Source organism: Streptomyces sp. NPDC050738 (assembly GCF_040654175.1).
Taxonomy (GTDB): Bacteria; Actinomycetota; Actinomycetes; order Streptomycetales; family Streptomycetaceae; genus Streptomyces.
The window spans coordinates 434,039-460,202 of record NZ_JBFAHN010000007.1 but is presented as its reverse complement, the minus strand read 5'-3'; the positions used below and the strand labels follow the sequence as shown (position 1 = coordinate 460,202).

Here is a 26,164-nt window from a genome sequence, read left to right as displayed (position 1 = left end):
TTCATGCTGCCCGACCACACGCTCAACCTCGCCGCACTCGCCGAGGACGCCTACGAACGGCTCGGCGACCACGAATCTCTCCTCTTCGAGGGACACGCGTACCGCTCCGGGCAGCAACTGTCGCGCGCCGCGCGTGTCGGCACAGGTCTGGTCTCGCTCGGCGTACGACCGGGCGACCGGGTCGTGGTGATGCTCCCCAACTGCCCCGAAGTGGCCGTCGCCTACACCGCGATCTGGCGTGCCGGCGGGGTCGTCACCCCCGTGATCTTCCTGCTCTCCGCCGATGAACTCGCCCATGTTCTGGTCGACTCGGCCGCCACCGCTCTCGTCACCAGCACCGCGCTGCTGGCCACCGTCGCCACCGCGGCGCGGTCCGCACCGGCACTGCGGCACATCGTGCTCACCGACGACCGGCCGGGCGCGGAGGGCATCGAACTACCGCAGGGCATACGTCGGTTGGGTTTCGACGACCTGGAATCCGCCGACGAGAGCGGCATCGTGCTGCGCGCCGACGAGGACCTGGCCGCCCTGCTCTACACCGGGGGCACCACCGGCCGCGCCAAAGGCGTGATGCTCACCCACCAGAATCTGTACGCCAGCTCGCTCGCCACGCACAGCGCGAGCCGGGTGCCCGGCATCACCAACACCCTGGTCCCACTGCCGCTGGCCCACGCGTACGGACTGATCGTCACCCTCGTCGGCTGGCACGCACTCGAACCCCAACTGGCCGTACTTCAAAGGTGGTTCGACCCGGCCGGCTGGCTCGACCTGGCCCAGCGGCACCGCGTCCAGCGCACCACTCTGGTGCCCAGCATGATCCGGATGCTGCTCGACCTCCCCCTGGAGAGCGCCGACCTGTCGCAGCTGCGCTACGTGGGCAGCGGCGCGGCACCGCTGCCCGCCGAGCTGCGCGCCGCCTGGGAGCGTGCCGTGCCCGGCAGCCAGCTGCTCGACGGCTACGGCTGCACCGAGTCCGGCTGCGTCATCTCCACCACACGGCCGGGCCACATGCGGCCGGGCGCGGTCGGCCAGGCCATCCCCGGCTACGCCATCGAGATCCGTGACGATGCGGACAGCCCGCTGCCCGCGGGGGCCGACGGCGAGATCTGCGTCCGCGCCAAGGGCGTCATGAGCGGTTACTGGAAAGCTCCGGAGACCACCCGGTTCGCGCTGCGCGACGGCTGGCTGCACACCGGCGACATCGGGTCCCTCGACGACGACGGGTACCTGTACGTCATCGACCGCAAGAAGGACCTGATCCTGCGCGGCGGTTTCAACGTCTATCCGCGCGACATCGAGGACACCCTGCTCACCCATCCCGACATCGCCTCCGCCGGAGTCGTCGGGCGGCCCGACGACCGCCTAGGCGAGGAAGTCGTGGCCTATGTGACGCCGCGTCCCGGCTGCGTACTCGACCCCGCCGGACTGGTCGCGTACGCACGTGAGCGCCTGGCCGCGAACAAGTACCCGCGCGAGGTGCACGTCCTCGAACAGCTGCCGCTGACCAGCGTCGGGAAACTGGACCGCAAAGCGCTGCGTCGCATCACACAGGCGCGGGCGGAGCGCTGACGCGAAGACGCGCTGCTCTTTGCTCTGCCGCGTGTGGACCCGCACTTCATGGGAACCCTGGAAACGCTCCCTCACCGACGAGGGAGCAGACCAGGGAGGGCGAGCCATGACCGCGTCACCCACACCGGCTCCAGCTGCCTCGCCCCACGGGCCGGCGCGGACCCTCACCACGGCCGTGCCCGCCCGCCTCGACCGGCTGCCCTGGTCGCGGTGGCACTGGATGATCGTGATCGGGCTCGGAACCGTATGGATTCTTGACGGTCTGGAAGTCACCACCGTCGGCAACATCGCGGGGCGTCTCTCCGAGGACGGCAGCGGCCTGGCCATCTCCTCCGCGCAGATCACCGGGATCTCGGCGGCCCTGTACGTGGCCGGAGCCTGCGTGGGCGCACTGTTCTTCGGCTGGCTCACCGACCGGTACGGCCGCAAGAACCTGTTCATGATCACGCTGGTGGTCTACCTGAGCGCGACCGCACTCACCGCGCTGTCCTTCCAGACCTGGTGGTTCTTCCTCTTCCGGTTCCTCACCGGATTCGGCATCGGCGGGGAGTACGCGGCCATCAACTCGGCCATCGACGAACTCATCCCCTCCAAGTACCGCGGACGCGTCGACCTGATCATCAACGGCAGTTACTGGCTGGGCGCGATCGGTGGCTCGCTCCTGTCGATCGTGCTGCTCGACACGGACATCTTCCCCAAGAACCTGGGGTGGCGGCTCTCCTTCGCTCTCGGCGTCGTCCTGGGCCTCGTCATCCTTCTCGTACGCCGGCACGTCCCGGAAAGCCCGCGCTGGCAGTTCATCCACGGTCGCGGCGACGAGGCGGATGCGCTCCTCGACGGGGTGGAACGGGAGATCGAGGAGGAGAAGGGGGCACAACTGCCGCCCGCTGAGGGCGAGATCACCATCCATCAGCGCAAGAGCATCGGTTTCGGTCTCATCGCGAAAACCGTCTTCCGGGACTATCCCAAACGGGCCACGCTCGGCCTGTCGCTCTTCATCGGCCAGGCATTCCTGTACAACGCCATCACCTTCGGTTTCGGTGCGATCCTCACACAGTTCTTCGACGTCCCCAGCGGGAGGACCGGCTACTACTTCGCCGTCATCGCCGCGGGCAATTTCCTCGGCCCGCTGCTGCTCGGCAAACTCTTCGACACCGTCGGCCGGCGCATCATGATCTCGTCGACGTATCTGGTCTCCGGCCTCCTGCTCTTCGGTACGGCCTGGCTGTTCGACCGGGGTTCGCTCAACGCGACGACGATGACCGCCTGTTGGTGCGCCGTCCTCTTCTTCGCCTCGGCCGGCGCGAGCAGCGCCTACCTCACCGTCTCGGAGATCTTCCCCATGGAGACCCGGGCGATGGCGATCGCGTTCTTCTACGCCCTGGGCACGGCGGCGGGAGGCATCAGCGGTCCGCTGGTCTTCGCCGACCTCACCGAATCGGGAGTGGTGGGCGACACCGTGCTCGCCTTCCGGATCGGTGCCGCGCTGATGTGTGCGGCGGGAGTCGTGGCGGCGTTCCTCGCGGTGAGGGCGGAGCGCCGCTCGCTGGAGGACATCGCCACGCCGCTGTCGGCCGCTGCCGCTCCGTAGGCCTGGAGCGGCAGCGGTCGCGGGCGCGGCCGAGGACCGGGGCCACGCGTTCAGGTCAGGCCGTCACGCGGTGTGCAGTGTCAGGCCGTAGCGGTTGAGGATCTCGTTGATCGGCTGGTGCCAGGTCTCGCCGCCGCTGGAGCAGTTGCCCCAGCCTCCGGAGGTGACGCCCTGCGCCTGGTCACCGCTGATGAAGGAGCCGCCCGAGTCGCCGGGTTCGGCGCAGACGCTGGTCTTCGTCATCTCGTAGACCGCGCCCTGGCTGTAGTTCACGGTCTCGTTGGTGGCGAGTACGTTTCCGCAGTGCCAGTGGGACGTGGAGCCCGAGCGGCAGATGGAGGCGCCGATGGGGGCCACGGCGGAGCCGCGTACCAGCTGGTCGGAGACCGTGCCCCAGCCGAGGACGACCGGGACCGTCCACCAGCCGTTGCCCACGCTGACCCAGGAGTAGTCGTTGCCGGGGAAGGACGAGCCCTGGAAGTTGCCGATGAGCGAGCCGTCCCAGCCGCGGACCTCCGCGCTCGGCTGACCGCAGTGGCCGGCGGAGACGAAGCCTCCGTAGACGGAGAATCCTATGGAGCACCGGACGTTGCCCGTGTAGTACGGGTCCCCGCCGACCGTCCCTGCGGCGTAGGTCCGGGGCGCCTCGCTCACCTGCTGGATCGTGACGGGTCCGGCTTTCGCGGCCTGCGCGACGAACGCCCGGACATCGTTGTCACCCTTGCGTGAGGAAACGATGTTCACGATGACGCGGCTCGCCTGCGGGTCCACGTGCCAACTGCTCACCCCGGCAGGCGCCTTGAGCGCATCGATCTTCTTCTTGGCACCGTCGAGCAGGCGTTGGGTGTGCGGCACCAGCCGGACGTCCGCTCCGCTCGCCCGTACGGCGGCGGCCTTGCTCTTGTCGGTGATGGCGACGGTCAGCTTCCCTGCGGCAGCGTCGAACCAGGCACCGCCGAAGGTCGCTCCTGCGGCGTTCCGGGCCCTGCCCTCGACGGCGGTCGCCTGCTTCTCGGCCGCGAGGCGCTTGACCGCCTCGGCCTTGGTGAGGCCCAAGTCCTTCTGCATCGCGGTCAGCAGACCCGATGACGCCGGTTCGGCCGCGACAGCGGGAGAGCGGTCGGAGCCGGAGTCGGCCGCCGAGGCGGAGGGGAGGCCGACCGAGGCCGCGGTGGCGATGAGCAGCGCGCACACTCCTGCGCCCAGGGTGGCTCTGCGTCGTTTCGCGGTCGCGTGCGTGGGGTGCATCAGATATCTCAAGGCGACTGGCCCTTCTGTCGTTCCAGCTCGGTGGGGGGTGGAACAGTCGAGATCCGAGAACGCAGAGTGAGAGCGCTCTCAAAAGCGACTCGGGGCGGAGCGTAGCGTTCCTTCTGCGGGCAGGTCCATGCCAATGTTCGCCGGGTGGGAGATCTGGCCAGAACCGTGCGGTGCCTGCGCACGCGACTTCGCAGAGCGCTCAACACCGCGCATTTCACCACGCGTTCACCACCTGCGTCCTTCATGATCCTTCCCGTGGCCGCCGGCGGGCCCTACGCTCGTCGACGCTCGCCCGACCCCACCATCCGAAAGGCCCTGCCCATGTCGGACCCTCAACGCCGCACCAGACGGCGGACCGCTGCGAGAACGGCCGCGCTCGCCCTGAGCACCGTGCTGGTCGCCGCCGCACCCGCCCCGTTCGCCGCCTCCGCGACAGCCGTCGATGCCGCGACAGCCCATCCCAGCTCCCTGGTCGACCCCTTCGTCGGCTCCGCCAACGGCGGCAACACCTTCCCGGGGGCCACCGCTCCCCACGGCATGGTCGCCTGGTCGCCGACGAGCACCACGGGAGATCAGACCAACACCGCCGCGGCCAACGGGTACTCGTACAACACCACCCGGATACGGGGCCTGAGCCTCACCCATGTCAACGGCGCCGGCTGCCATCCCGGGGCCGCGGGTGACGTGCCCATCATGCCGTTCGCCGGCGACGTGACCTCGTCACCGACCGCCGACACCAAGGACGCCGTGTACGCGTCCAATTTCAGCCACGCCAACGAGCGTGCCACTCCCGGGCGTTACTCCGTCACGCTCGACTCCGGAGTCGGCGCGGCTCTCGCCGTGACCACCCGAGCGGGCGTCGGCGACTTCACCTTCCCCTCCGACCAGCAGGCCAGCCTCCTCTTCCGCGTCTCCAACTCCCTCAACGGCAGCGAGGACGCGCAGATCGACATCGACACCGCGCACCACAAGGTGACCGGCTCCGTGCTGACCGGCGCCTTCTGCGGCCGCCGCGCCAACGGAGGGACCAACAACCGCAAGAGCTACTACCGGCTCTACTTCACGGCATCCTTCGACCGCGCCTTCTCCTCGACCGGCACCTGGAAGGACAGCACCCTCTCCCCCGGCTCGACCTCCGCCTCCGGCGGCGAGGGCTACGCGACGGGCGCCGACCGCGCGGGCCGCGGATCGGGCGGCTGGGTCGGCTTCGACACCAGCTCTGACAACGATGTCCACATGCGGCTCGGCATCTCCTACGTCAGTCTCGCCGGCGCCGAGGCCAATCTGCGCGAAGAAGTGAAGCCGCGCGCAAGCGTGGACGACGTGGCCGCGGCCACCGCGAGCTCCTGGGACAAGGAGCTCAGCACCGTCCGTACCGGCGGCGGCAGCGAGGCCCAGCGCACCACCTTCTACACCGCGATGTACCACGCACTGATGCAGCCGGGCATCGTCAGCGACACGGACGGCCGCTACCCGGGCATGGACGGGAAACCGCACCGGCTCGCCAGGGGCCAGCGGGCGCAGTACAGCAACTTCTCGGGCTGGGACCAGTACCGGGCCCAGATACAACTGCTCGCTCTACTGAAGCCCGATGTCGCCGGCGACTTCGCCCAGTCGCTCTACAACTTCGCCCAGCAGAACGGCGGAGTCTGGGACCGCTGGGTGCACATCAACGGCGCGACGCATGTGATGACGGGAGACCCGTCGGCCGCGACACTGGCCACGTTCTACGCCATGGGCGTACGGAACTTCGACTACCGCGGCGCCTTCGACTCGCTCGCCCACCAGGCCACCGAGCCGAACGCCGACGGCCTCTCCGACGCGGGCTGCCCGGGGCAGTGCACCGGGCAACGGCCCAACCTCGCGCAGTACATGACGTCGCACTACGCGGCCCAGGACGCCTGCCACTGCTGGGGCGGGGCCGCCGAGACACTGGAGGACGCGATCGCCGACTCCGCCCTCGGCCGCTGGGCGAAGCTGATGGGCCGTGACCAGCAGGCCGCCGAGTTCACCGCGCGCGGCAGCTGGTGGAGCAACGTCTTCGACACCGGCGCCACCGACGGCGCGGGGACCACGGGTTACGCCCGCGCCCGTAACCTCGACGGCACCTGGGTCGCACCCTTCAACCCCGGCAGCGATCTCGGCTTCGCCCAGGGCACCAGCGCCACGTACACCTGGATGGTGCCGCAGGACGTGCAGGGTCTGGCGGAGAAGATGGGCGGGCGCGCGGCTGCGGCCCAGCGGCTCGACTCCTTCTTCCACAAGCCGGACGGATCCTGGTCGCTCAGGGGCGGCGACGCCTTGCGCTACGACGCCACGAACGAGCCCGGAATCCATGCTCCTTGGCTGTACAACGCGCTCGGCCAGCCCTGGAAGACCCAGGCGACCGTCCGCGCAATCCTCGACACCGTCTACGGAACAGGCCCCTCAGGCCTGCCCGGGAACGACGATCTGGGCACCATGTCCGCCTGGTACGTCTTCTCCGCACTCGGCATGTACCCGCAGACTCCGGGGAGCGCCTCCATGCTCCTCGGCGCGCCTCTCTTCCCGCACGCGGTCCTCGACAGGCCCGGCCGGACCGACATCCGCATCGACGCCCCGTCGGCGGACAGCACCCACGCCTATGTCAGCGCTCTGACCGTGAACGGCCGCGACCACGACCGGTCCTGGACCGATGCATCCCTGCTGCGCACCGGAGGCACCCTGGCCTACCGCCTCTCGGACCAGCCCGACACCCACTGGGCGACCGGTTCCGCGGCCCTCCCCCGCTGACCCGGCGCAGCTCCCCGACGGACATCCAATCCTTTGCCAAATATTGGCACATGTAGGGTGACGTACGGTGCCGGAAGATGCAGGCACCACGCAGGTGCCTGGAATGCCGGACCGAGGGAGAGCTGTGCCCGCTTCACGACTGAGTCGCACTCCACTGCCAGGGATCGGTTATCGGTACGACCTGACCACCCGCGAGCAACGAACGGTGTCGGTCGTCGCGCATCGGGACGGCGGGCGCACCTTGAGCGCCTACCGTCCCGACGCCGACGATCCGGACGCCTGCGATCTGTCGCTGAAGCTGACCGCCGGTGAGGCGGACGCGCTGATCGATGCGCTGATGCCCTCTCACCACAGTCCGAACCTGCTGCACACCACCGATCTGGGCCTGGTCGCCGAACGCGTCGAGATCGGGGCGACCTCGCACTGGAACGGCCGGCTGATGGGCGAGACCCATCTGCGGACGGAGACCGGTGCATCGATCGTCGCCGTACTGCGCCGGGCCGAAGCCATCCCCTCGCCCACCCCGGACTTCCGGCTGGCGGGCGGCGACACCGTCATCGTGATCGGCACCCGCGAGGGTGTGGAAGCGGCCGCTTCGATACTCGGAAGGGAGTGACCGGGTGCATTCCGCGGTGTTCCTCATCGAGTTCGGGGCGATCATCCTGGCGCTCGGCCTCCTGGGCCGCCTCGCCGGGCGCTTCCGGTTCTCGCCCATCCCCCTCTATCTGCTCGCCGGCCTCGCGTTCGGCGAAGGCGGGCTGCTCCCGCTCGGTGCGAGCGAGGAGTTCGTCGCGATCGGCGCCGAGATCGGCGTCATCCTGCTCCTGCTGATGCTGGGCCTGGAGTACTCGGCGAGCGATCTCGTCAGCAATCTCAAGACGCAGTACCCGGCGGGACTTGTCGACTGCGCGCTGAACGCTCTGCCCGGCGCCGGTGCCGCCCTGCTCATGGGCTGGGGACCGGTGGCCGCCGTGGTCCTGGCGGGCGTCACCTGGATCTCGTCGTCGGGGGTGATCGCCAAGGTCCTGGGGGACCTCGGCCGGGTCGGCAACCGGGAGACTCCGGTGATCCTGAGCATTCTCGTACTGGAAGACCTGGCGATGGCGGTGTATCTGCCGATCATCACCGCGCTGCTCGCCGGGGTCGGTTGGGCGGCCGGCGGTCTCACCCTGGCGATCGCGCTGGGAGCGGCCGGGCTGGTCCTGTTCGTCGCCGTACGCCATGGCCGGCTCATCTCCCGCTTCGTCTCCAGCGACGATCCCGAGAAGCTGCTCCTCGTCGTGCTCGGCCTGACGATCCTGGTCGCCGGGCTGGCCCAGCAGCTCCAAGTGTCGGCCGCCGTGGGGGCGTTCCTCGTCGGCATCGCACTGTCCGGGGAGGCCGCCGAAGGCGCCCATACGCTGCTGCTGCCGCTGCGCGACCTGTTCGCCGCGGTGTTCTTCGTCTTCTTCGGCCTGCACACCGACCCCGCGAGCATCCCGCCGGTCCTTCTCCCCGCGCTCGCTCTGGCCGTCGTCACCGCCTGCACGAAGATCGCCACCGGCTACTGGGCGGCGCGGCGCGCGAAGATCTCCGTCAAGGGACGCTGGCGGGCCGGGGGCGCGCTGGTCGCGCGCGGCGAGTTCTCCATCGTCATCGCGGGCCTGGCGGTGACGGCCGGCATCGAGCCCCGACTCGGTCCGCTGGCGACCGCGTACGTGCTGATCCTGGTCGTCGTGGGCCCGCTGACCGCCCGGTTCACCGAACCGGTCGCCCAGCGGGTCGCGTTGTGGCGCCGCGCGAGGGCGGTGGCCACCGAGGCGGTCACCGGAACGATTCCCGCACCGAGGGACGGCCTGGAGAAGTCCCGCCCGCACACGGAGGCGGAGGCGGAAGTGCACGATCCTTCGGGGCGCACGCCGACTCCGTGACGGCGACGGATGCTTCAGAAGCTCTGCCATATCCCGTGGCGGGTGACACTCCGTGAGGTGGAGTGCGTCCAGAGCGGGTGGGGCACCGACGGAAGTCGCTGACGAGCGGTGATACAGCTGCTACAGCTAGGGCCATCCCACGTTGGTGGAGATCGTTTCCCACGTTCCTGGCCTACTGCGTGGTGCATACGGCGTCGCTTCGGGGCAGTCGGCTGGGACCCATGTGGCGGTGGAGGCCACGGCCCGAGACCTCAGCGCCGGATGGCTTACCCCTGCCGCGTAAGGACGTACCGCTCACCCGAATCCGGCTCGCCGATCCACGTGAAGACCGTCGGGTGTTCCTCCGTACCGCCGATGCCCCAGCCGAAGGACAGGCTCTCGCAGTCCGCGATGCTGAGCTCGAACGGCCGGCCGACACCCTCGTTCTCGGTCAGCTGCCATTTCCCGGTGGAGTTGCAGGCACCGGACTTCTCACCCGTGGCTTCGTACTCGTTGACGCCCTTCGCCGTCACCGTGCCGTCCGCCTCGAAGCGGAGGCTTCCGCCGTCGCCGCCCGTCCAGGTGCCGACCATGTCGGCTTCAGTGAGCCGGGGCGGTTCGTAGATCTTGAGGATCCCCGAGCTGTACGCCGCGACCCCGACGGCAAGCGTCACCGCGAGCAGCCCCAGACCGCCCAGCGCCACGCCCCCGAGCACCCGCCATCGGGCCCCGGGCTTTCCGGGGTTCCCCGCCGCCCGGGCGCACAGCGTCGCGGGTGCCAGCCCGACGATGAGGCTGAGGGCAAGGACGGGATAAACGAGCAGGTCGCCGAAGCCGGCCAGGAGCATGCAGGAGCCGATGAGCAGCGCCAGGGCGACGGCAACGACCACCACAGTGGCCAGGGTGAGCTGCCAGCTGTCGCGCCGGCGCGTACGGCGGGCCACCGCACGCCCGAGGAGGACGAGAGGAAGCACCGCCATCGCCGAACCGGCCAGCCCTGCGATCACCGACACGACTGCCAGCAGCACGAGCGCGAATATGGTGCCGAACAGCCCTCCGAGGCCGCCTTCGCCTCCGTGGGACTCGGACTGCAAGCTGTACGCAACGGCGACCAGCGCGGCGATCACGGTCTCAGCCCCGATGGCCACAGCCCCGACGGTGAACACCGCACCGTTCCCGCCGTCCGGAGGCCGCACGGGCATGAACCCCTGCGGCGGCACACCCGGAGTCACAGGAGCCCCCGGCGGTGTCGGCCCCCATCCCGGCGGCGTGGTCTGCGTCATGCGTCCCCCCTATGTCCAGGCACATCATGCACCCAGGCACACCGGTGTGATCAAGGGGGGAGGTACAGGGCTCACTCCCCGCGGCCGAGCAGTAACCCCGGCCGCCACCAGCGACTTCCGTCACCGGGATGAGGCACCTTTCGTCGGTGCTTCCGGGTTCCCACCGATACGTCCGCACCGTGTGGAAGGAGAGCCCTATCGCCTCGGCGAACAGCCGCAGGGAGCCCTCCGCCCCAGCTCGGCGTCCTCGACCAGCATGTTCCCGCCGTGCGTACGCAGCGGTGCGATCTCCAACGCGATGCCCCCCAGCGTGAACTGGCATCCCGTCATCACATGGACCAGCTGAACCGACTGGTCCACCCCCGAACGCAGCACCGATCCCGGCACACAACTGAACGACTCTGCCACCCGTCACAGAACCTCACAGCTCACGGGGTATGGCACAGCTTCTCAGGCCGTCATGGCGGCCCGGTCGGACTCGCTGCGCAGGACGCAGAATTCGTTGCCTTCGGGATCAGCGAGGACCGCCCAGCCGGACCCATCAGGGTTCCGGTGATCGGAGACAAAGGTGGCACCGATCCCCAGCAGCCGTTCCACCTCCCGCTCACGTGAGGTGTCAGGGCGCAGGCACAGGTGGATCCGGTTCTTGACCGCCTTGGCCTCGGTCACCTGGTTGAAGTGCAGCACCGGGCCCGCCTCCAGCAGTACCTGGGCCTCGGGATGCCCCGGTTCGTCCTCCGGGTGCAGCGGACGGCCGGTCACCTTGCTCCAGAACCGGGCCAGCTCATAAGCATCCGCACAGTCGATCGCCACGTTCTGCACTACCGAGATCATGAGCGCGAGCCTCCCCGATTTCCGCTCGGGCCGCCAGCCGATTACCTCTCCGCTCGTCTCATGGCGTCAGCCTCTGCCTGACGGCGGCGACGTCCGGGCCCGCGTCCTGTGCGGGGATCGCCCAGCGGGACGGCGACTTCGTACCGTCGGTGTAGACCGCGCTGCCGCCCCGGGCCTGCGCCGGCGTCAGGTCGAAGACCTGGGCGCGCGACTGGGATGCGCCGGGCTGGATCGGCCCGTGGCCGTCGTACCCGGCCAGGACGATACGGCCCGCGTTGCCGTTGCCGGCAGCAGTGGTCCGTCCGTCGGGGCCGACCCACTTCCACCCTCCGCCGGAGGCGGCGGTCTCCTCGTCCGCGGGGTTCGCGCTCAGCGATTTCTCGAGCATCGTCACGATGACGAAGGTGCCGTACTTCGAGGTGGCCCCGCCGCCCTTCGCCGTGTGGACGACTGTCCGCGGCGTGATCTCCAGGATGCCGATCGTCTTGGCCCCCACCGTCCGCGCGGGAGTTCCGAGCGCCAGCGCGGCGCCGCCGGGCGCGGGGCTTGCGCTCGGGTCCCCGGTGCTCGCGGTGGCCGAAGGCTGTTTCGCGGTCGGCCCGTTGCCGGAGTCGACGCTCCCGGAGTTGTCGTTGCAACCGGTCAGTGCGAGGCAGGTCACCGCAGCGGCGGCGAGCAGGATCTTGCGCATGATTCCCCCAAGGTGTCGACACGCTCGGTGACCGTACTGCTACGGAACCCGCCGGGGGGAGTCAGTCGCAGAACTGGGACGAATGCGGTAGTCCTGTGACGATTCCCGCGCCGGCGGCGGTCAGCCGTCGAGCAGTCTGCGGGCACCCAGCGCCAGTGACACCTCGACCATGTCGCCGACTCTCGTCAGGCTCCGCCCGGTCAACTGCTCAAAGCGGCGGAGCCGGTTGAGGACCGTGTTGCGGTGGCAGTACAGGCGCGCGCCGGCCCGCTGCGCGGAGCCGTCGGCCTCCAGCCATACGGTGAGCGTGTCCAGGAGGAGGTCCCGGTCCGTGTGTTCGAGGGAGCTCAGGGGGCCGAGGACGCGCGCGACGAGCGCGGCGGCGAGGTCCGGCGACGAGACGACGAGTGCGTCGGGCAGCCGCTCGTCCAGGAGTACGGTTCCGCCGCCGCGGGGGCAGGCGCGCAATGCCGTGTCGGCGAGCCTGCGGGCGTCGGGGACCGCGGCCAGGCCTTCCACCGGCGAACCGATCCCTGCGCGTGCTCCCGGAGGCAGCGCGAACGCGGCGGCGAGCGAGGCGAGTTCGGCCGCCGGATCCCCCTCGGCATCGCCGAGCAGCACCAGGACGTACCGCGCGCCGGAGTCACCGTGGTGCAGCGACCGCGTGCCGGCCGGAAGCGTCAGCCGTACGTCGTCCCCCGCCAGCGCGATCACCGCGTACCACCCCTCCTCGGGGAGGCCGAGGGCGTCCGCGGCGTCGGGAAGGTCGGCGAGTCTGGCACTTCCGTCGAACAGGCTCGCGGTCAGCAGGCGCAGCCAGTTCTCGCGCTGCCAGGCCATGCGGCGCTCGGTGCGGTGGTAGGCCTCGGCGACGACGCCGCAGTGTTCGTCGACGAAGTTCCATACGTCCGTGGCGACATGGATGAGCAGGCGCATGTCGTCGGGATTGCCGCGTGCGGTCTCCTCCACCAGCCCTTGCCACACCATCGCTCCGCCCAGCCGGAAGGCGTGCAGCAACGCGTCGAGCGGCAGGCCCCGTTCGGCGCGCGTCTCGGCGATCTGCGCGGAGGTGCGGTGGGCAGCCTCCCTGGTCCCGCCCGGTTCGAGCAGCGAGGTGACGCTGTGCCGCAGGGAGCGGTGCACCTCGTGCCACACCTCGGCCGGATGCGACGCGAGGGCCGAGCGGTAGGCCGGCTCCCGCTCGCGCAGGGCCGCGACGAGCCGGTCGGTCAGTGCGGGCAGCTCGTCCAGCAGGACGCGGGACGCGCGGTGGAGGACCGCGACGGCATCGGCGTCCAGCAGCGAGCGCGACCCCGGTGCGCGCGGGGCGACGGCGGGCACTTCGTACAGCACCCTGGTCCGGGACTGCAGGACATGTGGCATGGGGACCTCCGCGGGGAGTGTGCTCACTGCCGGATCTTCCTGACGCCCGAAGAATGGCATACCGCCCGGTCGGTACCTAGAGGTGCGCGGCAATTTCCACATCACGGTCCGGCCATGCGCCGCCCCCCGACGAGCAACCGCGACAGTTCGACGCGCGAGCGCACCCCCAGCGCCGAGAAGACATTGCGCAGGTGGTGGTCGACCGTGCGGTGGCTCAGCGAAAGCCGCGCCGCCACCTCCCTGTTGGTGGCGCCCTCCGCCACATGCCGGGCGATGCGCTGCTGCTGCGGGGTCAGCACTTCCAGCGGTCCGGGGTCCGGCTCCCCTGCCACCGCCTCGCCCGCGGCGCGGAGTTCGCCTCGGGTGCGGTCCGCCCAGGCGCGCGCCCCGCACCGTTCGAAGGAGACCAGCGCGTCACGCAGGGGGGCGCGCGCCATGCGGGTACGCCGTCTGCGGCGCAGCCACTGGCCGTAGAGGAGTTGGGTGCGGGCGCGCTCGAACTCGCCCGGCATACGGTCGTGGTGGGCGAGCGCACTCTCGTACGCGGCTGCCGCGCTCTGCGGCGGCGCCAACAGCGCACGGCAGCGGGCCAGTTGGGCCGGAGCGAGGCGGTCCGCGGTCGCCGCGGTCCAGAGTGCGAATTCCTCCGTGGCCCGGCGGGCCTCCGCCGGCCGGCCGGACTGGACGGCGGCCTCCACGAAGCAGGGCACGGCCAGCATGCGTACCGCGAAGTGACCGCTCCGCGGCCCCGGCGCGACCAGCGGGCCGAGCCGGGCCGCGGCATCGGCGGGCCGTCCCGCGGCGAGATCGGCACGGGCGACGGCCCAGGCGGCGAGCAGCGCGGCCTGGGTGAGATCGTGCGGTCCCGCACCCGCCGATGCGGCCTCGGCGTGTACGGAGCACGCCACCGCGTCGCCCTCGACGGACGCGGCGAGCGCGAGGACCGCGTGCAGAGCGACGGCGACGTTGGGCTGGCCGATGCGGTGCGCGGCTCTGAGGCCTTCCAGGGCGTGTGCCCGGGCCCGGGTGTGTCGGCCCGCCCTCAGTTCCCCGTAGGCGAGGTGTTCCAGGGCGCGGGGCAGCAGCACTTCGGGGCCGTACGCACCTACGGCGGCCAGCGCCCTCGCGCCCGCCGCGCAGGCGGTCTCGACCTCGCCGACGACGAGGGCCGCTGCTCCGGCGCGCAGCAACACGGCCGGGTCGCCCGTCCTGGGTACATCGTCCAGGCAGCGGCGCAACAGGGCGTGGCCCGCTTCGATCCGGCCCGTGAGCATCGCGCACATCCCGTCGCAGTAGGCCTCCAGCGATGGATCGTCCGTGTCCGCGCGAGCCCTGGTCATCGCCTCCATGTACGCGGTGGCGTCGCCCATCGCCCAGGCCGCCTCCGCCGCGCCCAGCAGAGCGCGGCGGGCCGGTTCGGGCGGGAGCAGTGAGGCGGCGGTCAGCAGCGCCTCCCGCGCATCGGCCGCCGGACCGTCGGCGAGGGCGAGCAGCCCGCGCACCCGGTGGGCGCCGCCGTGACCGGGAGTCGCGCCGGTACGCGCCAGCAGGGCTCGGGCCCGTACGGGGTCACCGGCGCGCCGTGCCGCTTCGGCCGCCTCGGCGAGCCGGTCCGTGCGCAGTGCGGGGTCGGCGGTGAGTGCGGCGGCGCGGGCCAGAGCGTCGGAGCACTCGGCATACGGACGCGGCCTGGACGCCGTCGCGGCCAGGGCGGCGGCGAGCGCAGCGTCGTACTCCCCTGCTGTGCACGCCAGTTGTACGAGGCGGGGCAGACCGTCGCCGCAGACCTCGGCGAGCCCGGCGTGGGCCCTCCTGCGGCTTTCGAGCGGAGCGCGGTGCAGAACGGCGCGGCGCAGCAGGGGGTGGGTGAAGCGGATGCGCCCGCCGGCACGGACGACCACTCCGGCGGCCACTGCGGGTGCGAGCCCTTCCGGGTCGGCTCCGGTCCGCAGAAGCAGGGCGAGGTCCGCGCCCACGCCGTCGGCTTCGTGTTCGACGGCCGCCGCGGCGAGCAGCAGCAGGGCACGCGCGGCGCGGGGAAGCGCGTCGACGCGTACCGCATAGGCGTCGAGGACGTCTTCCCCACCGGACAGAGAGTCGGGCAGCGGGCTGCGCCCGGCCAGTTGGCCGGGGGTGAGGTGGGTGATGTACGCGGCGAGCAGGCGCGGGTTCCCCTCGGCCTCGCGGATCAGCAAGGCTTTGACGAGCGGGTCGGCCAGAGCTCCGCCGAGCCGGTCGAAGAGGGCAGCGGTCGCGGTGTGGTCGAGCGGCCCCAGCCGTAGCGTCGGAAGGGCGGTGAACTCCTCTGCTCCTGGCGCATGTTCGGCGATGGTGAGCAGTACGGCGACCGGGCGCTCCGTGGTCATGCGGTGCAGGCCGGCGACGAGGGCGGAGCGTTCCGAGGGTTCCCAGGTGTGTGCGTCGTCGATGCAGACCAGCAGCGGCCCTTCCCCCGGCAGCCGCGCCGGAGCGGTCAGCGTGATGGAGGGGAGCGGCGCACAGATCGCCTGCGCGTACTGCACGAGTGCCGTGCGGCCGAGCCCCGGGTGCGCGGCCAGGGCCAGTACGCCGCCGAGGCCGGTGCGTAATCGCCTCACCAGGCCGTCCACGGCGTCCCGTTCCTCGCGGCGGCCGTGGAATGTGAGGGGGCTGATGATGTCGGATGCGCTCGTCGAGAGGGTCACGGCCGCACGTTACTTTCGCGTAAACAGGACCGGAAGGCATCCGTCCGTGCAGGCACCCCCGATGAGGGCAGCGCTGGGCACGCCCCCAGCGGGGGCCGTACCGCGGTGTGAGCGGGCACAGCCCAAACGTGCATCGTCCGCCACCGCGGATCCCGGCAGCGGACGACGGCCCCCCGTGACGAAGCCTCGGGATCAGGACGTGTGCGGGCAGTTGCCCCTGTATTCGTCGATCGTGAGGCCGGGCTGGGGCAGCGGGCAGAGGAACTGCTCGTAGCGGGTGTCGTTGTCGATGAACCGCTTCAGCCAGGAAATGCTGTACTTGGCGATCGTCGTGTTGGACGAATTCGGCGTGAAGTGCGTGGCGTTGTTGAGCTCCAGGTACGCCTTGTCCAGGGTGCTGGGCAGCGACTGGTAGAACGGCTCGGAGTGGGTGGCTACGGGGGCGATCGTGTCACCGTCGGCGCCGATGATCAGGGTGGGTGTGCGCACCTCGGGCCAGGTCGTGTCGGTGTTCCAGGCCGTCAGGGGTATCGCCGCTTTCAGCGAGGTGCGGCTCTTGGCGGCCTCCAGGGTTCCCCCGCCGCCCATGGAGTGGCCCATCACACCGAGCCGGGAGGTGTCGATCCGGCTGCGCACCGAGCTGGTCTTCGTCAAGTAGTCGAGTGCGGAGAGCAGTTGGCGACCGCGGCTGGCGGGCTGGTCGAGTGTGGTGAGGGTGTCGATGGTGAAGACCACGAAGCCCTGCGAGGCGAGGCGCGGCCCGAGCCAGGCGATGCTCGACTGGTACGCGGTGTAGCCGGGGGCGATGACGACCGCGCCGAAGGTGCCGTCGGCGGTCGACGTCGGATAGTAGACGGTGCCACCGCCGAAGCCGGTCACGCCGAGCGCGGAGACGCTGGTCTGCGAGACGGCGTAGGAGCCGCGCGAGGCCTCGATGCTGGAGACGCTGGGCGCGGGGCCGCGCTCGTACGGGTTGTCGGCGGCGGCGTGTGCACCGGGGGCGAAGGCGGTGCCGAGGAGGCCGGCGGCCGTCAAGGTGGCGGCGAGGAAGGCCCGTACCAACGGGCGGGAAAAGGCGTGCGGTTGCAGGTGCACGGAGGGGTCCTCTCGGTCGTGGCGGGGCCACGCGGGAGGACTGGATCACGCCCGGGTGGGGACCGCCGTGTGCGTTGGTGGTCCCCACCGTGACGGTGCGGGCGGTGTGCGGGCATCGGCGATTTCACCGGTGTTCCGCGGGTTCAGGGAGTGATGACGATGCGGCGGCCGGGGTCGGCCGGTGCGGCCCACGCCTGCTCGACCTGGTCCAGCGGCATGGCCACCGGGTCCACGGCGAAGGCGCCGGAGGCGATCTCCCGCGCCAGGGAGGGGAGTTCGTCGAGGATTCCGGCCGTGGTGACGGAGCCCTGGCCACTGCCCATGATGTTCAGGTTCCCCGCGCGCAGCAGGTACGAGGGCAGGGTGATGTCCTGCCCGGCCATCGAACCGATCTGGACCCAGGCCAGCGCCTTGGACCGGTCGGTACGGGCTGTGAGCAGTGCGGGCATCGCCTGCTGGGCGGGCCGGCCCCACAGGTAGTCGATGACGACGTCGACGTCCGCGGCCGCCGACGCGAGCCGGTCGGCGATGTCGTCCTCGTCGCCGTCCAGTGCGATCACGTCGTCGGCTCCGAGGCTCTTGAGCAGGTCGAGGCGTCGGCGGTCGCGGCCCGCCCCGATCACCCGGGCGGCCCCCAGGTGTCCGGCGATCTGGACGGCGAGCTGTCCGGCGTTGCCGGTGGCGCCCATGACGAGGACGGAGCCGCCGGGGCGGAAGTCGACGCGTCGGCGAAGTGCCACCCAGGAGGACATCGCGGGGTTCATGGCGGCGGCCACGGCGACCGGGTCGGTGCCCGGCGGCAGGGTGATGGCACGGCGGCGGTCGACGACGGCGCGCTCGGCCATGGTGCCGGGCGCGCCGTCGGGGGCGACGAAGTAGAGAAGCTCCCCTTCCCGGGTCCGGCCGACCGCGTCGATGCCGGGGATCAGCGGCAGGGTGCCGTCGGAGGTGTAGTGACTGCCGTCGGCGGCGGAGCGCACGCGCGGATGCAGGCCCGCCGCCAGGACGTCGACGAGGACCTCGTGCTCCCCCGTGGGGGTCGGGTCCGGGAAGGTGTCGCAGCGAGGAGGGGAGTCGAAGGAGTGGACGACGGCTGCGCGCATGGGGTTTCTCCGGTTCCGCCTCGCAGCGGCGACGGCCGGAGGCATGGGGTGCGATCGCCGCCACCATCTGATTTGCGGCACGTACTACTTTCCAAAGTAGTTTGCGCCGCGTACCAGGTCAACTAAGCTCGCCCCATGCCCACCGAACCCGCCCCGGCCGGCCCCGCCGAAGACCAGCCCCTGAACACGGTGGACGCCCTGGTCCAGCTGTCGTTCCTGACGCAGCGCGTCCTGGCCGCCACCGGCACCGAGCACGACCTGTCGATCATCCAGATCAGGCTGCTGGGCATCCTGCGCGACCGGCAGGCCGGCATGCTGGAGATCGGCACCCACCTCGGCCTGGACAAGTCCTCCATGACGGGGCTGGTCGGCCGCGCCGAGAAGCGCGGCCTGGTCCGTCGCTCCCCGTCCCCGCACGACGGACGCGCCGTACTGGTCGCCCTCACTCCTCTCGGCCAAGAACTCACCGACCGGTGCACCGCCGAGATCACCCGCCGCATCACCGGACTCACCGAACGCCTCACCGCCGCCCAGCGCACCCAGCTGACCGGGCTCGCGGCCGCCCTTGTGCGCCCGAGCGGGGACCCGCAGATCACTTAGACTCGACAAATGGCCAAGTACTTCGACGTGCACCCCGAGAACCCCCAGCGCCGCACCATCACCAGCGTGGCGGACAGCATCAGGTCGGGTGCGCTCATCGCTTACCCGACGGACTCCTGCTACGCGCTGGGATGCCAGCTGGGCAGCCGCGACGGCATCAGCCGGATCCGGTCGATCCGCAACCTCGACGACCGGCACCACTTCACGCTCATGTGCCAGAACTTCGCGCAGCTGGGCCAGTTCGTGCACATCGACAACGACGTCTTCCGCGCGGTCAAAGCGGCCACGCCGGGCAGCTACACCTTCATCCTGCCGGCGACGAAGGAAGTCCCGAAGCAACTGCTGCACCCCAAGAAGAAGACGGTCGGGGTCCGGATCCCCGACCACGCCGTGACGCAGGCACTCCTCGCCGAGCTCGGTGAGCCGCTGCTCTCCAGCACCCTCCTCCTCCCCGACGAGGAGGAGCCGCTGACGCAGGGCTGGGAGATCAAGGAGCGGCTCGACCACGTGGTGGACGCGGTGATCGACTCCGGCGACTGCGGCACCGAGCCGACCACGGTCATCGACTTCTCCGACGGCGACGTCGAGATCGTGCGCCGGGGAGCGGGCGACATCTCGCGCTTCGAGTAACCACCCGTCAATAGCGGATCTCATGCGCTTCGTACGCCTTGAGCCCCGCCGCGACGAGGGCGGGGACAAGCGTGTGCAGATACCACGCCAGGTCGGTGAATTCCGGTGCCTCAGGCAGCAACCGGCGGTCGATGTCGGGGACGAAGGAGACGTCCGTGCGCCCGGTGAGGAAGAGGAGCATGCCGCCCGTCCCCGCCCCATGGTGATAGACGTTGAGAGCCACGGCATACGGCAGGTTCTCGGTCGCGTCCAGGACGGCGAGCACCTCGTCAACGCCCTCGGGCGCGCTGTCGTACCACTCGTGCATGTCGTCCGCGTCATTGACCATGTAGGTGATGCGGCCTCCCAATTCAACGGCGGACCAGCCCGCATCGGTCAGCGCTTCCAGGACGGCCCCCACCGTGGTCGGACGCCAGAAGGTGAAGTCGATGTCGGCGTCTCTGGATCCCACGGCCCCTCCCGGCAGGCTTCGTAACGGCCCTCGCATCCTCGCTCCTCGAAGAGGAATCGTCGAACCAGTTATCGCCGGAGGAGTCCAACTACCCCGCACTCTTGGCAGAGTTGAACCGATACCTGTTTCCCCGCTCGAGTGAGGGGCAGCACATGCAACCGTACGAGAACACGAACCCCCCGGCCGGCGCCGAGGCTCCGCGGGTGGACATCACTCCTGCGGCGGCCGCCGTCCTGCGGCGGCTCCGCGAGGCCCACGGGCCGCTGATGTTCCACCAGTCGGGCGGCTGCTGCGACGGCAGTTCGCCCATGTGCTTCCCCGAGGGCGAGTTCCGCACCGGGGAGTCCGACGTGCTGATCGAGTCGCTCGCCGTCGAAGGGGTCGCGGAGCCCGTCTCCTTCTGGATCTCCGCGAGTCAGAACGCGGCGTGGGCGCACACCCGGCTGATCGTCGATGTCGTGGAGGGTCGCGGCAGCGGGTTCTCGCTGGAGGCACCCGAGGGCGTGCGCTTCCTGATCAGGTCGAAGGTGATCTGATCAGGGCTTGATGTTGCCGACCATCTGCGCGGTCGCGCTCAGACCGCTCTGGATGGTCGGCGCCACGCTGGTACTGGCGAGGTAGAAGCCGAGCAGCACACAGACCAGTGCGTGCGAGACCTTAAGCCCTCCGCTGCGCAGGAAGATCACTGCCAGGACCAGCAGCAGCAGTACCAGTGAGATCGAGACAGCCATGGTCACCCTCCTCCGCCGCGCCGGATTTGCGGCATTCGGCCGCCAGTGTGGCGGAGGAGAGGGGCCGTTCAGGCGGAAGAGCTGTCCGCCGTACGGGTGTTGTTGCTCAGGAGTCGTGACGGCGCAGGAAGCGTTCGAGGCCCGCCAGGTCGTCCGTGTTGAGGTGGTCGACGCCCGCGGCCAGGAGTTCGGTCCAGACCGCGTCACGGTCGGCTCCCGCCAGGTCGGGGGTCGCCCAGAAGCGGACGCGCTGACCATGCGCGTAGGCGGTCGAGACGAGCGAGTGCAGCTTCTCCCGTTCCGCTGAAGGGAATTCGCCGATGCCGAGCCAGCTGAAGCTCGATGTCCAGTTGCTGCTGATGAGCGGGATGAAGGAGGCGGGGACGCTGGTGGCCAGGTCCTCAAGGCGCCCGTCGTAGAACGCGTGACGCACCGTCTGGGCCTCCATCGGCACCCGCGCCGCACGGTCGCCCGAGATGACCGGGGTGATCGCACCGGGGATCACCCGGCCGTTCGCGTACGTACTGAGCATGCGCCGGTACGGGCGCAGCCGCCGGTCCAGCTCGCGGTACGCGGCGTCCCCGTCCTCCTTGATGTCGACGAGCAGCTGCACAGGGCGGTGGTAATCCCGGTACACCGCACCGTGGTTGGCCTTGACCAGGGCCAGCAGCGGGTCGAGGTAGAGGGATTCGAGGGTGCGGGTGGGGTCGAGGTCGATGCGGTCGTGGGAGACCAGGAGTTGGCCGTCGACGAGGTAGATGTCGGCCTCGACGCTGGTGAAGCCGTGGGAGAGGGCGTCGAAGAGCGGGTGCTCGTGTTCGTAGTCGTTGTGGGCGTGCGCGCGGCGCAGCGGTCGCGGGCCACGCCCGCGCTCCTGGGCCGACGCGGTCTGCAGGGGCACGGCCGCACCTGCCGCTGCTGCGGCGACAAGGGTGGCGACGGCTCTGCGGCGGGTCAGGTGCACCATGGTGTCTCCTGGGACGGGCGTGACGGACGGGCGGACGCCATCGAGTATCCGGGCGGAGTACCCCCATGGGCAGGTGCCTGCCAAGAGTTGGCCGGGTCGACGCCCACCCGCCGTACGCCGTTCTCGGTCAGGAAGGGGTGGTCCAGCGCTGGTTGGCGTTACCGGTGCAGGTGTAGACGCCCAGTGCGGTGCCCTCCGAGCTGCCGCCGCCGGTCACGTCCAGGCACTTCCCGGTGGCCGGATTGAGCAGGGACTCTCCGCTGATCTGCCATTTCTGGGCCGCGGCGCCCGTACAGGAGGAGAGCTGCACGGCCGATCCGCTGACGGTGGCGCACTTGAATGCGGCGCGCAGGGTTCCGTCCCCGGCGCGCACCCAGTTCTGGTTGTTGCCGCCGTTGCAGGTCCACAGGACGAGCTGGGTGCCGTCGGCGGTTGCCGGGGCGTCGGCGCACTTGGCCGCGATGCCGGTCACGGAGCCCGATGAGGAGTTGCCGATGCCGTCCTCCTGGATGCTGCCGCCGCTCTGCGCCGTGACCTTGGCGCCATTGGGGCAGCTGCTGCTCACGGAGGTGGAGCTGATGGCGGCGGTCGCCGTGGAGCCGCCGGTGGCGGTGCCGGCCGGAAGGTCGAACACCGCTTTGGAGTACGGTTCGTCGGCGCAGGTCGCGGCGTTGTTGTTCCAGTCGAAGTATTCGACCCAGTTGACCATTCCGCCTGTGTCGACCTTCGCCCCGGACCCGACGTTCAGCGAGCCGAGGACGAACGATGTTCCCGCCGTGACGTCGGTGATGGTGGCCTTGTACCAGCCTGCCGTGGTGTCGGGCGCGATGCGGTAGCGGTAGTGATGCCCTGCGGTGAAGCGCTGGTTGAGCCGGCAGGTGTATCCGCTGCCTGTCTCGTCGAAGGTCTGGCAGTACGTACCGCTGCTGCCCGCGGCGCCACCGGTGGAGTCCCAGAGCGAGAACAGGAACATCCCGCCGCCGTCGCGCCACCGCTGCATGCCGATGTAGCCGCCGACTCCGTTGGAGAAGCCGAACTGGTGGGACCAGAAGACGTTGGCCCGCCCCGGGTCGGACTGGACGGTCACCCCGAAGGTGACGTCGTCCAGCGTCGACGTGCCGGACGGGAAGGAGTAGTTGGTGTAGGTGCCGGGGGTCTGGCCGGTGGCCGCGGCCGGTCCGGCCAGACCCAGGCAGGCCGCCAGGGCCACGATCACCACGAGGGCGAGTGCTCTCGCTCTGCGCATGCCGATCTCCTCTGTTCGACGGGCCCATGGGCATGAACCCGTCAAACAGAGTGGGGTGGTCCTGTCACCCGCGACATGGACTATCCGCGCGGGCCCATGGACTTCACGGAGCCTGGAGATCGACGAGCTCGGCCACCGTGTCGCGGTGCAGGCCCGCCGAACCCAGCGCGATCGCATCGGACTTGGCGCGCTTGAGGTACAGGTGCGCGGGATGCTCCCAGGTCATGCCGATCCCGCCGTGCAGCTGTACGCACTCCTCGGCCGCATGGACGGCGACCCTCCCGCAGTACGCCTGCGCCACGGCCACGGCGAGCGCGGTCTCGGGGCTGCCGGTCGCCAGGGCGTCGGCGGCGTTGCGGGCGGCGGCCCTGGCCGAGACGACCTCCAGCCAGAGCTGCGCCATCCGGTGCTTCAGCGCCTGGAATCCGCCGACCGGGCGGTTGAACTGGTGCCGCTCGCGCGTGTGCCGCACGGTCTCCTCCAGGCACCATTCGGCAAGCCCGAGCTGCTCGGAGGCGAGCAGCCCGGCACCGGCGAGAAGCCCGCGGCGTACCGCGGCCTCCGCCTTGGCACCGTCCGCGAGGAGCGTGCCCGAGGCGCCGTCGAAGGTGACGGCCGCGAGGGGGCGGGTCAGGTCGAGCGGGGTGAGCGCCTCGACGGTGACTCCGGGGGCGGAGGTCTCGACCGCGTACAGGCCCTCGGGGGTGGGGACGAGGAGCACCTGGGCGGCCGCGGCGTCGGCGACCCCGGTGACGCGCCCGGTGAGGGCGGTCAGCGGTACGGGCGCGCCCGGTGCCGCCGACAGGGGCACCGCGAGGACGGCGACCGTACGGCCTGCCGCCAGGTCACCGACGAGTGCGGCCGCATCGGCGCTCTCGCCGGCCAGGGCCAGCAGCGTCTCGGTGGCGACGACCGCACTGGTGAGATACGGAGCCGGGGCGACAGCGCGCCCGAGCTCCTCCAGCACTACGGCGACCTCCCGGTGGCCGGCGCCCTGGCCGCCGAGCTCTTCGGGCACGAGGAGCCCCGCCAGCCCCATCTCGGAGGCGAGGGACTTCCAGAGCTGCGGGTCGTACGGCGTGTCGGACTCGACGCGCGCGAGCAGGGACGGCGTGTCGCTGCGGTCGGAGAGCAGGGACCGTACCGCCGAGCGGAGGTCTTCCTCGGTCTCGGAGTAGAGCAGATCGGTCATCGAGCCAGGTCCTTCCAGGCGACGTCCTTGTCGGTGCGCGGCTCGGTGGGCAGTCCGAGTACGCGCTCGGCGACGATGTTCAGCAGCACCTCGCTGGTGCCGCCTTCGATCGAATTTCCCTTGGAGCGCAGATAGCGGTATCCGGCGTCACGGCCGGTGAAGTCGACCATCTCGGGCCTTCGCATGGTCCATTCGCTGTACAGCAGCCCTTCCTCGCCGAGGAGTTCGACTTCCAGGCCGCTGATCTCCTGGTTGAGGCGGGCGAAGTTGAGTTTCATTCCGGAGCCCTCGTGTCCGGGCTGTCCCGCGACGAGCTGCTGGCGGAGCCGCTCACCGGTGAGGCGTGCGACCTCGGCCTCGACCCAGAGGGTGAGCAGCCGCTGGTGGACGTCGTGGGTGCGCAGTTCGGGTCGCTCGCGCCAGGTCTGCGCGATCGGCCCGATCATGCCGCCTTCGCGCGGGATGCGGGCGCCCCCGATCGAGACGCGCTCGTTCATGAGCGTGGTCTGCGCGACCTTCCAGCCGTCGCCGACCGGGCCGAGGCGGTGGGCGTCCGGGATGCGTACGTCGGTGAGGAAGACCTCGTTGAACTCCGCCTCGCCGGTGATCTGGCGCAGCGGCCGCACCTCGACACCCGGGTCGGTCATGTCGCAGATGAAGTACGTGATGCCGCGGTGCTTGGGCACGTCGGGGTCGGTGCGCGCGATGAGGATCGCCCAGCGCGCCAGGTGCGCACTGGAGGTCCACACCTTCTGCCCGTTGATGATCCAGTCGCCGGTCGTCTCGTCCTGTACGGCCCGGGTGGCGAGCGCCGCGAGGTCGGAGCCGGCGCCCGGCTCGCTGAAGAGCTGGCACCAGACCTCCTCGCCGACCCAGAGCGGGCGCAGGAAGCGCTGCTTCTGCTCGTCGGTGCCGAAGCCGAGGACGGTCGGGGCGGCCATGCCCAGACCGATGCCGATCTTGCGCGGGTCGTTGTCGGGCGCTCCGGCGGCTGCCAGCTCGGCGTCGACGACGGGCTGCATCGAGCGCGGGGCGTCGAGGCCGCCGAGGCCCACCGGGTAGTGGACCCAGGCGAGACCCGCGTCGAAGCGGGCCTTGAGGAAGTCTGTCGGCGCGGTGGTGGCGACCGGGTGCGCGGTCAGCAACTCCTGTGTACGGCGGCGCAGTTCAGCGGCGTCCGTCATCTTCATCGGGCCAGTCCTTCCGGGATGACGACCACGCGTCCGGTGGTCGTGCCGTCGGCGACACGCTGGACGGCGTCGGCCGCGTCCTTCATCGGCACGCGCTCGCTGATGAGCGGCTTGATCGCCCCCTCGGCGGCGAGCCGGGTGAGTTCCTCGTGGCAGGCGAGGATCGCCGCCGGGTCCTTCTGGTTGTAGAGCCCCCAGTGGAGTCCGACGATCGAGTAGTTCTTGACGAGGGCGTGGTTGAGGGCAGGCGTGGGGATGGTCCCGCTCGCGAAGCCGACCACGATCACCCGCCCCTCGAAGGCGATGCACTTCACGGACTTCGCGTACGCGTCTCCGCCGACCGGGTCGTAGACGACATCCGCACCGCGTCCGCCGGTGGCTTCCTTCACCGCGGCGACGATGTCCTCGCTGTGCCGGTCGATGACCAGGTCGCAGCCCAGCTCGCGGGCCACGCGCGCCTTCTCGGCCCCGCCGACCACTCCGATGACGGTGGCGCCGGCCGCCTTGCCGAGCTGTACGGCCGCGCTGCCGACTCCGCCCGCGGCCGCGTGGACGAGCAGCGTCTCCCCCGCCTGGAGGTGGGCGCGGCGGTGCAGGCCGAACCAGCCCGTCTGGTAGCCGATGTGCAGTGCGGCCGCCTCGGCGTCGTCCAGCGAGGCAGGGGCGGGCAGCACGGTGTGCGCGTCGACGGTGACGTACTCGGCGAATCCGCCGTGCGGCAGGACGGGGTTGGCGATGACACGCCGGCCGTCCTCGGTCTCGCCGCAGATCTCGACGCCCGGGGTGAAGGGCAGCGGGGGCCTGACCTGGTACTGGCCACGGCAGAGCAGCGCGTCGGGGAAGTTGATGTTCGCGGCGCGGACCTTCAGCAGGAGCTGCCCTTCACCGGGTATGGGGCGGTCGGTCTCCTCGAGCTGCATCACCTCGCTCGGCTCGCCGTTCCGGTGCACTCGCCATGCCTGCATTCGGGGCCTCCACAAACCGTCGGCTGTTCACGCTGAGT

General features: G+C 70.5%; 24 protein-coding genes. 8 read left to right on the top strand and 16 right to left on the bottom strand.

The features are described 5' to 3' along the window. Positions 1-3: 3 nt before the first annotated feature. The gene (locus tag AB0H78_RS21235; protein ID WP_363236045.1) at positions 4-1,569 is read left to right on the top strand and encodes an AMP-binding protein; all 1,566 of its coding nucleotides are present in this window, start codon (positions 4-6) and stop codon (positions 1,567-1,569) included. A gap of 106 nt (positions 1,570-1,675) precedes the next feature. Next, on the top strand, positions 1,676-3,160 hold the full coding sequence (locus AB0H78_RS21230) for an MFS transporter (protein ID WP_363236044.1): 1,485 nt from the start codon (positions 1,676-1,678) through the stop codon (positions 3,158-3,160). Between the two features lie 63 nt (positions 3,161-3,223). On the opposite strand, the gene AB0H78_RS21225 is transcribed toward AB0H78_RS21230, so the two are convergent. Beyond that, the gene (locus AB0H78_RS21225; RefSeq protein WP_363236043.1) at positions 3,224-4,408 is read right to left on the bottom strand and encodes a S1 family peptidase; all 1,185 of its coding nucleotides are present in this window, start codon (positions 4,406-4,408) and stop codon (positions 3,224-3,226) included. 333 nt (positions 4,409-4,741) lie between these two features. Here AB0H78_RS21225 and AB0H78_RS21220 point away from each other — a divergent pair, with 333 nt between their 5' ends. From AB0H78_RS21220 to AB0H78_RS21210, 3 genes are all read left to right on the top strand, one after another. Next, entirely contained in the window at positions 4,742-7,192 is a 2,451-nt protein-coding gene (locus tag AB0H78_RS21220) for a GH92 family glycosyl hydrolase (protein WP_363236042.1), read from the top strand. A gap of 103 nt (positions 7,193-7,295) precedes the next feature. Next, positions 7,296-7,808, top strand: coding sequence for a TrkA C-terminal domain-containing protein (locus AB0H78_RS21215; RefSeq protein WP_363236041.1), 513 nt, complete (start codon positions 7,296-7,298; stop codon positions 7,806-7,808). 4 nt (positions 7,809-7,812) lie between these two features. Then, a complete protein-coding gene (locus tag AB0H78_RS21210; protein ID WP_363236040.1) occupies positions 7,813-9,102 on the top strand; it encodes a cation:proton antiporter in 1,290 nt (429 codons plus the stop codon). Between the two features lie 266 nt (positions 9,103-9,368). Here the strand turns inward: AB0H78_RS21210 and AB0H78_RS21205 are convergent, their stop codons facing one another. The 8 genes from AB0H78_RS21205 to AB0H78_RS21170 all read right to left on the bottom strand — a co-directional run bounded on the left by AB0H78_RS21205 (position 9,369) and on the right by AB0H78_RS21170 (position 18,154). Continuing rightward, positions 9,369-10,364: a hypothetical protein gene (locus AB0H78_RS21205; protein ID WP_363236039.1), complete on the bottom strand. Its 996-nt coding sequence runs from the start codon at positions 10,362-10,364 to the stop codon at positions 9,369-9,371. Between the two features lie 195 nt (positions 10,365-10,559). Beyond that, positions 10,560-10,772 (bottom strand): hypothetical protein, encoded by a 213-nt coding sequence (locus AB0H78_RS21200; RefSeq protein ID WP_363236038.1) that lies wholly within the window; start codon positions 10,770-10,772, stop codon positions 10,560-10,562. Positions 10,773-10,814: 42 nt separating this feature from the next. Beyond that, complete coding sequence (locus AB0H78_RS21195; RefSeq protein ID WP_363236037.1) at positions 10,815-11,198, bottom strand: VOC family protein; 384 nt, start codon at positions 11,196-11,198, stop codon at positions 10,815-10,817. A 58-nt stretch (positions 11,199-11,256) separates the two neighbouring features. Beyond that, complete coding sequence (locus AB0H78_RS21190; RefSeq protein ID WP_363236036.1) at positions 11,257-11,889, bottom strand: hypothetical protein; 633 nt, start codon at positions 11,887-11,889, stop codon at positions 11,257-11,259. A gap of 120 nt (positions 11,890-12,009) precedes the next feature. Next, on the bottom strand, positions 12,010-13,272 hold the full coding sequence (locus AB0H78_RS21185) for a helix-turn-helix domain-containing protein (protein WP_363236035.1): 1,263 nt from the start codon (positions 13,270-13,272) through the stop codon (positions 12,010-12,012). A gap of 101 nt (positions 13,273-13,373) precedes the next feature. Further along, entirely contained in the window at positions 13,374-15,956 is a 2,583-nt protein-coding gene (locus AB0H78_RS21180) for a helix-turn-helix transcriptional regulator (RefSeq protein ID WP_363236034.1), read from the bottom strand. A 192-nt stretch (positions 15,957-16,148) separates the two neighbouring features. After that, complete coding sequence (locus AB0H78_RS21175; protein WP_363236071.1) at positions 16,149-16,991, bottom strand: dienelactone hydrolase family protein; 843 nt, start codon at positions 16,989-16,991, stop codon at positions 16,149-16,151. A gap of 203 nt (positions 16,992-17,194) precedes the next feature. After that, entirely contained in the window at positions 17,195-18,154 is a 960-nt protein-coding gene (locus tag AB0H78_RS21170; protein WP_363236033.1) for a zinc-binding alcohol dehydrogenase family protein, read from the bottom strand. A gap of 135 nt (positions 18,155-18,289) precedes the next feature. On the opposite strand from AB0H78_RS21170, the gene AB0H78_RS21165 reads away from it, so the two are divergent. Both AB0H78_RS21165 and AB0H78_RS21160 read left to right on the top strand, forming a co-directional pair. Next, positions 18,290-18,754 carry a MarR family transcriptional regulator gene (locus AB0H78_RS21165; RefSeq protein ID WP_363236032.1) on the top strand — a complete coding sequence of 155 codons (465 nt, stop codon included), beginning with the start codon at positions 18,290-18,292 and terminating at the stop codon, positions 18,752-18,754. 9 nt (positions 18,755-18,763) lie between these two features. Next, on the top strand, positions 18,764-19,384 hold the full coding sequence (locus tag AB0H78_RS21160) for an L-threonylcarbamoyladenylate synthase (RefSeq protein WP_363236031.1): 621 nt from the start codon (positions 18,764-18,766) through the stop codon (positions 19,382-19,384). Between the two features lie 7 nt (positions 19,385-19,391). On the opposite strand, the gene AB0H78_RS21155 is transcribed toward AB0H78_RS21160, so the two are convergent. Then, positions 19,392-19,835 carry a hypothetical protein gene (locus AB0H78_RS21155; RefSeq protein WP_363236030.1) on the bottom strand — a complete coding sequence of 148 codons (444 nt, stop codon included), beginning with the start codon at positions 19,833-19,835 and terminating at the stop codon, positions 19,392-19,394. Between the two features lie 152 nt (positions 19,836-19,987). Here AB0H78_RS21155 and AB0H78_RS21150 point away from each other — a divergent pair, with 152 nt between their 5' ends. Continuing rightward, complete coding sequence (locus tag AB0H78_RS21150) at positions 19,988-20,371, top strand: DUF779 domain-containing protein (RefSeq protein WP_363236029.1); 384 nt, start codon at positions 19,988-19,990, stop codon at positions 20,369-20,371. Here AB0H78_RS21150 and AB0H78_RS21145 read toward each other — a convergent pair whose 3' ends face one another. From AB0H78_RS21145 to AB0H78_RS21120, 6 genes are all read right to left on the bottom strand, one after another. Then, on the bottom strand, positions 20,372-20,566 hold the full coding sequence (locus tag AB0H78_RS21145; RefSeq protein WP_363236028.1) for a hypothetical protein: 195 nt from the start codon (positions 20,564-20,566) through the stop codon (positions 20,372-20,374). Between the two features lie 106 nt (positions 20,567-20,672). Further along, positions 20,673-21,533 carry a phosphatidylinositol-specific phospholipase C/glycerophosphodiester phosphodiesterase family protein gene (locus AB0H78_RS21140; protein WP_363236027.1) on the bottom strand — a complete coding sequence of 287 codons (861 nt, stop codon included), beginning with the start codon at positions 21,531-21,533 and terminating at the stop codon, positions 20,673-20,675. A gap of 127 nt (positions 21,534-21,660) precedes the next feature. Beyond that, complete coding sequence (locus tag AB0H78_RS21135) at positions 21,661-22,779, bottom strand: ricin-type beta-trefoil lectin domain protein (RefSeq protein WP_363236025.1); 1,119 nt, start codon at positions 22,777-22,779, stop codon at positions 21,661-21,663. Between the two features lie 103 nt (positions 22,780-22,882). Beyond that, complete coding sequence (locus AB0H78_RS21130) at positions 22,883-23,971, bottom strand: acyl-CoA dehydrogenase family protein (RefSeq protein ID WP_363236024.1); 1,089 nt, start codon at positions 23,969-23,971, stop codon at positions 22,883-22,885. Next, a complete protein-coding gene (locus AB0H78_RS21125) occupies positions 23,968-25,161 on the bottom strand; it encodes an acyl-CoA dehydrogenase family protein (protein ID WP_363236023.1) in 1,194 nt (397 codons plus the stop codon). The genes AB0H78_RS21130 and AB0H78_RS21125 overlap by 4 nt, the downstream gene beginning before the upstream one ends. Continuing rightward, positions 25,158-26,126, bottom strand: a complete 969-nt coding sequence (locus AB0H78_RS21120) for an NADPH:quinone oxidoreductase family protein (protein ID WP_363236022.1) — start codon at positions 26,124-26,126, stop codon at positions 25,158-25,160. Before AB0H78_RS21120 ends, AB0H78_RS21125 begins: the two co-directional genes overlap by 4 nt. Positions 26,127-26,164 lie beyond the last annotated feature (38 nt).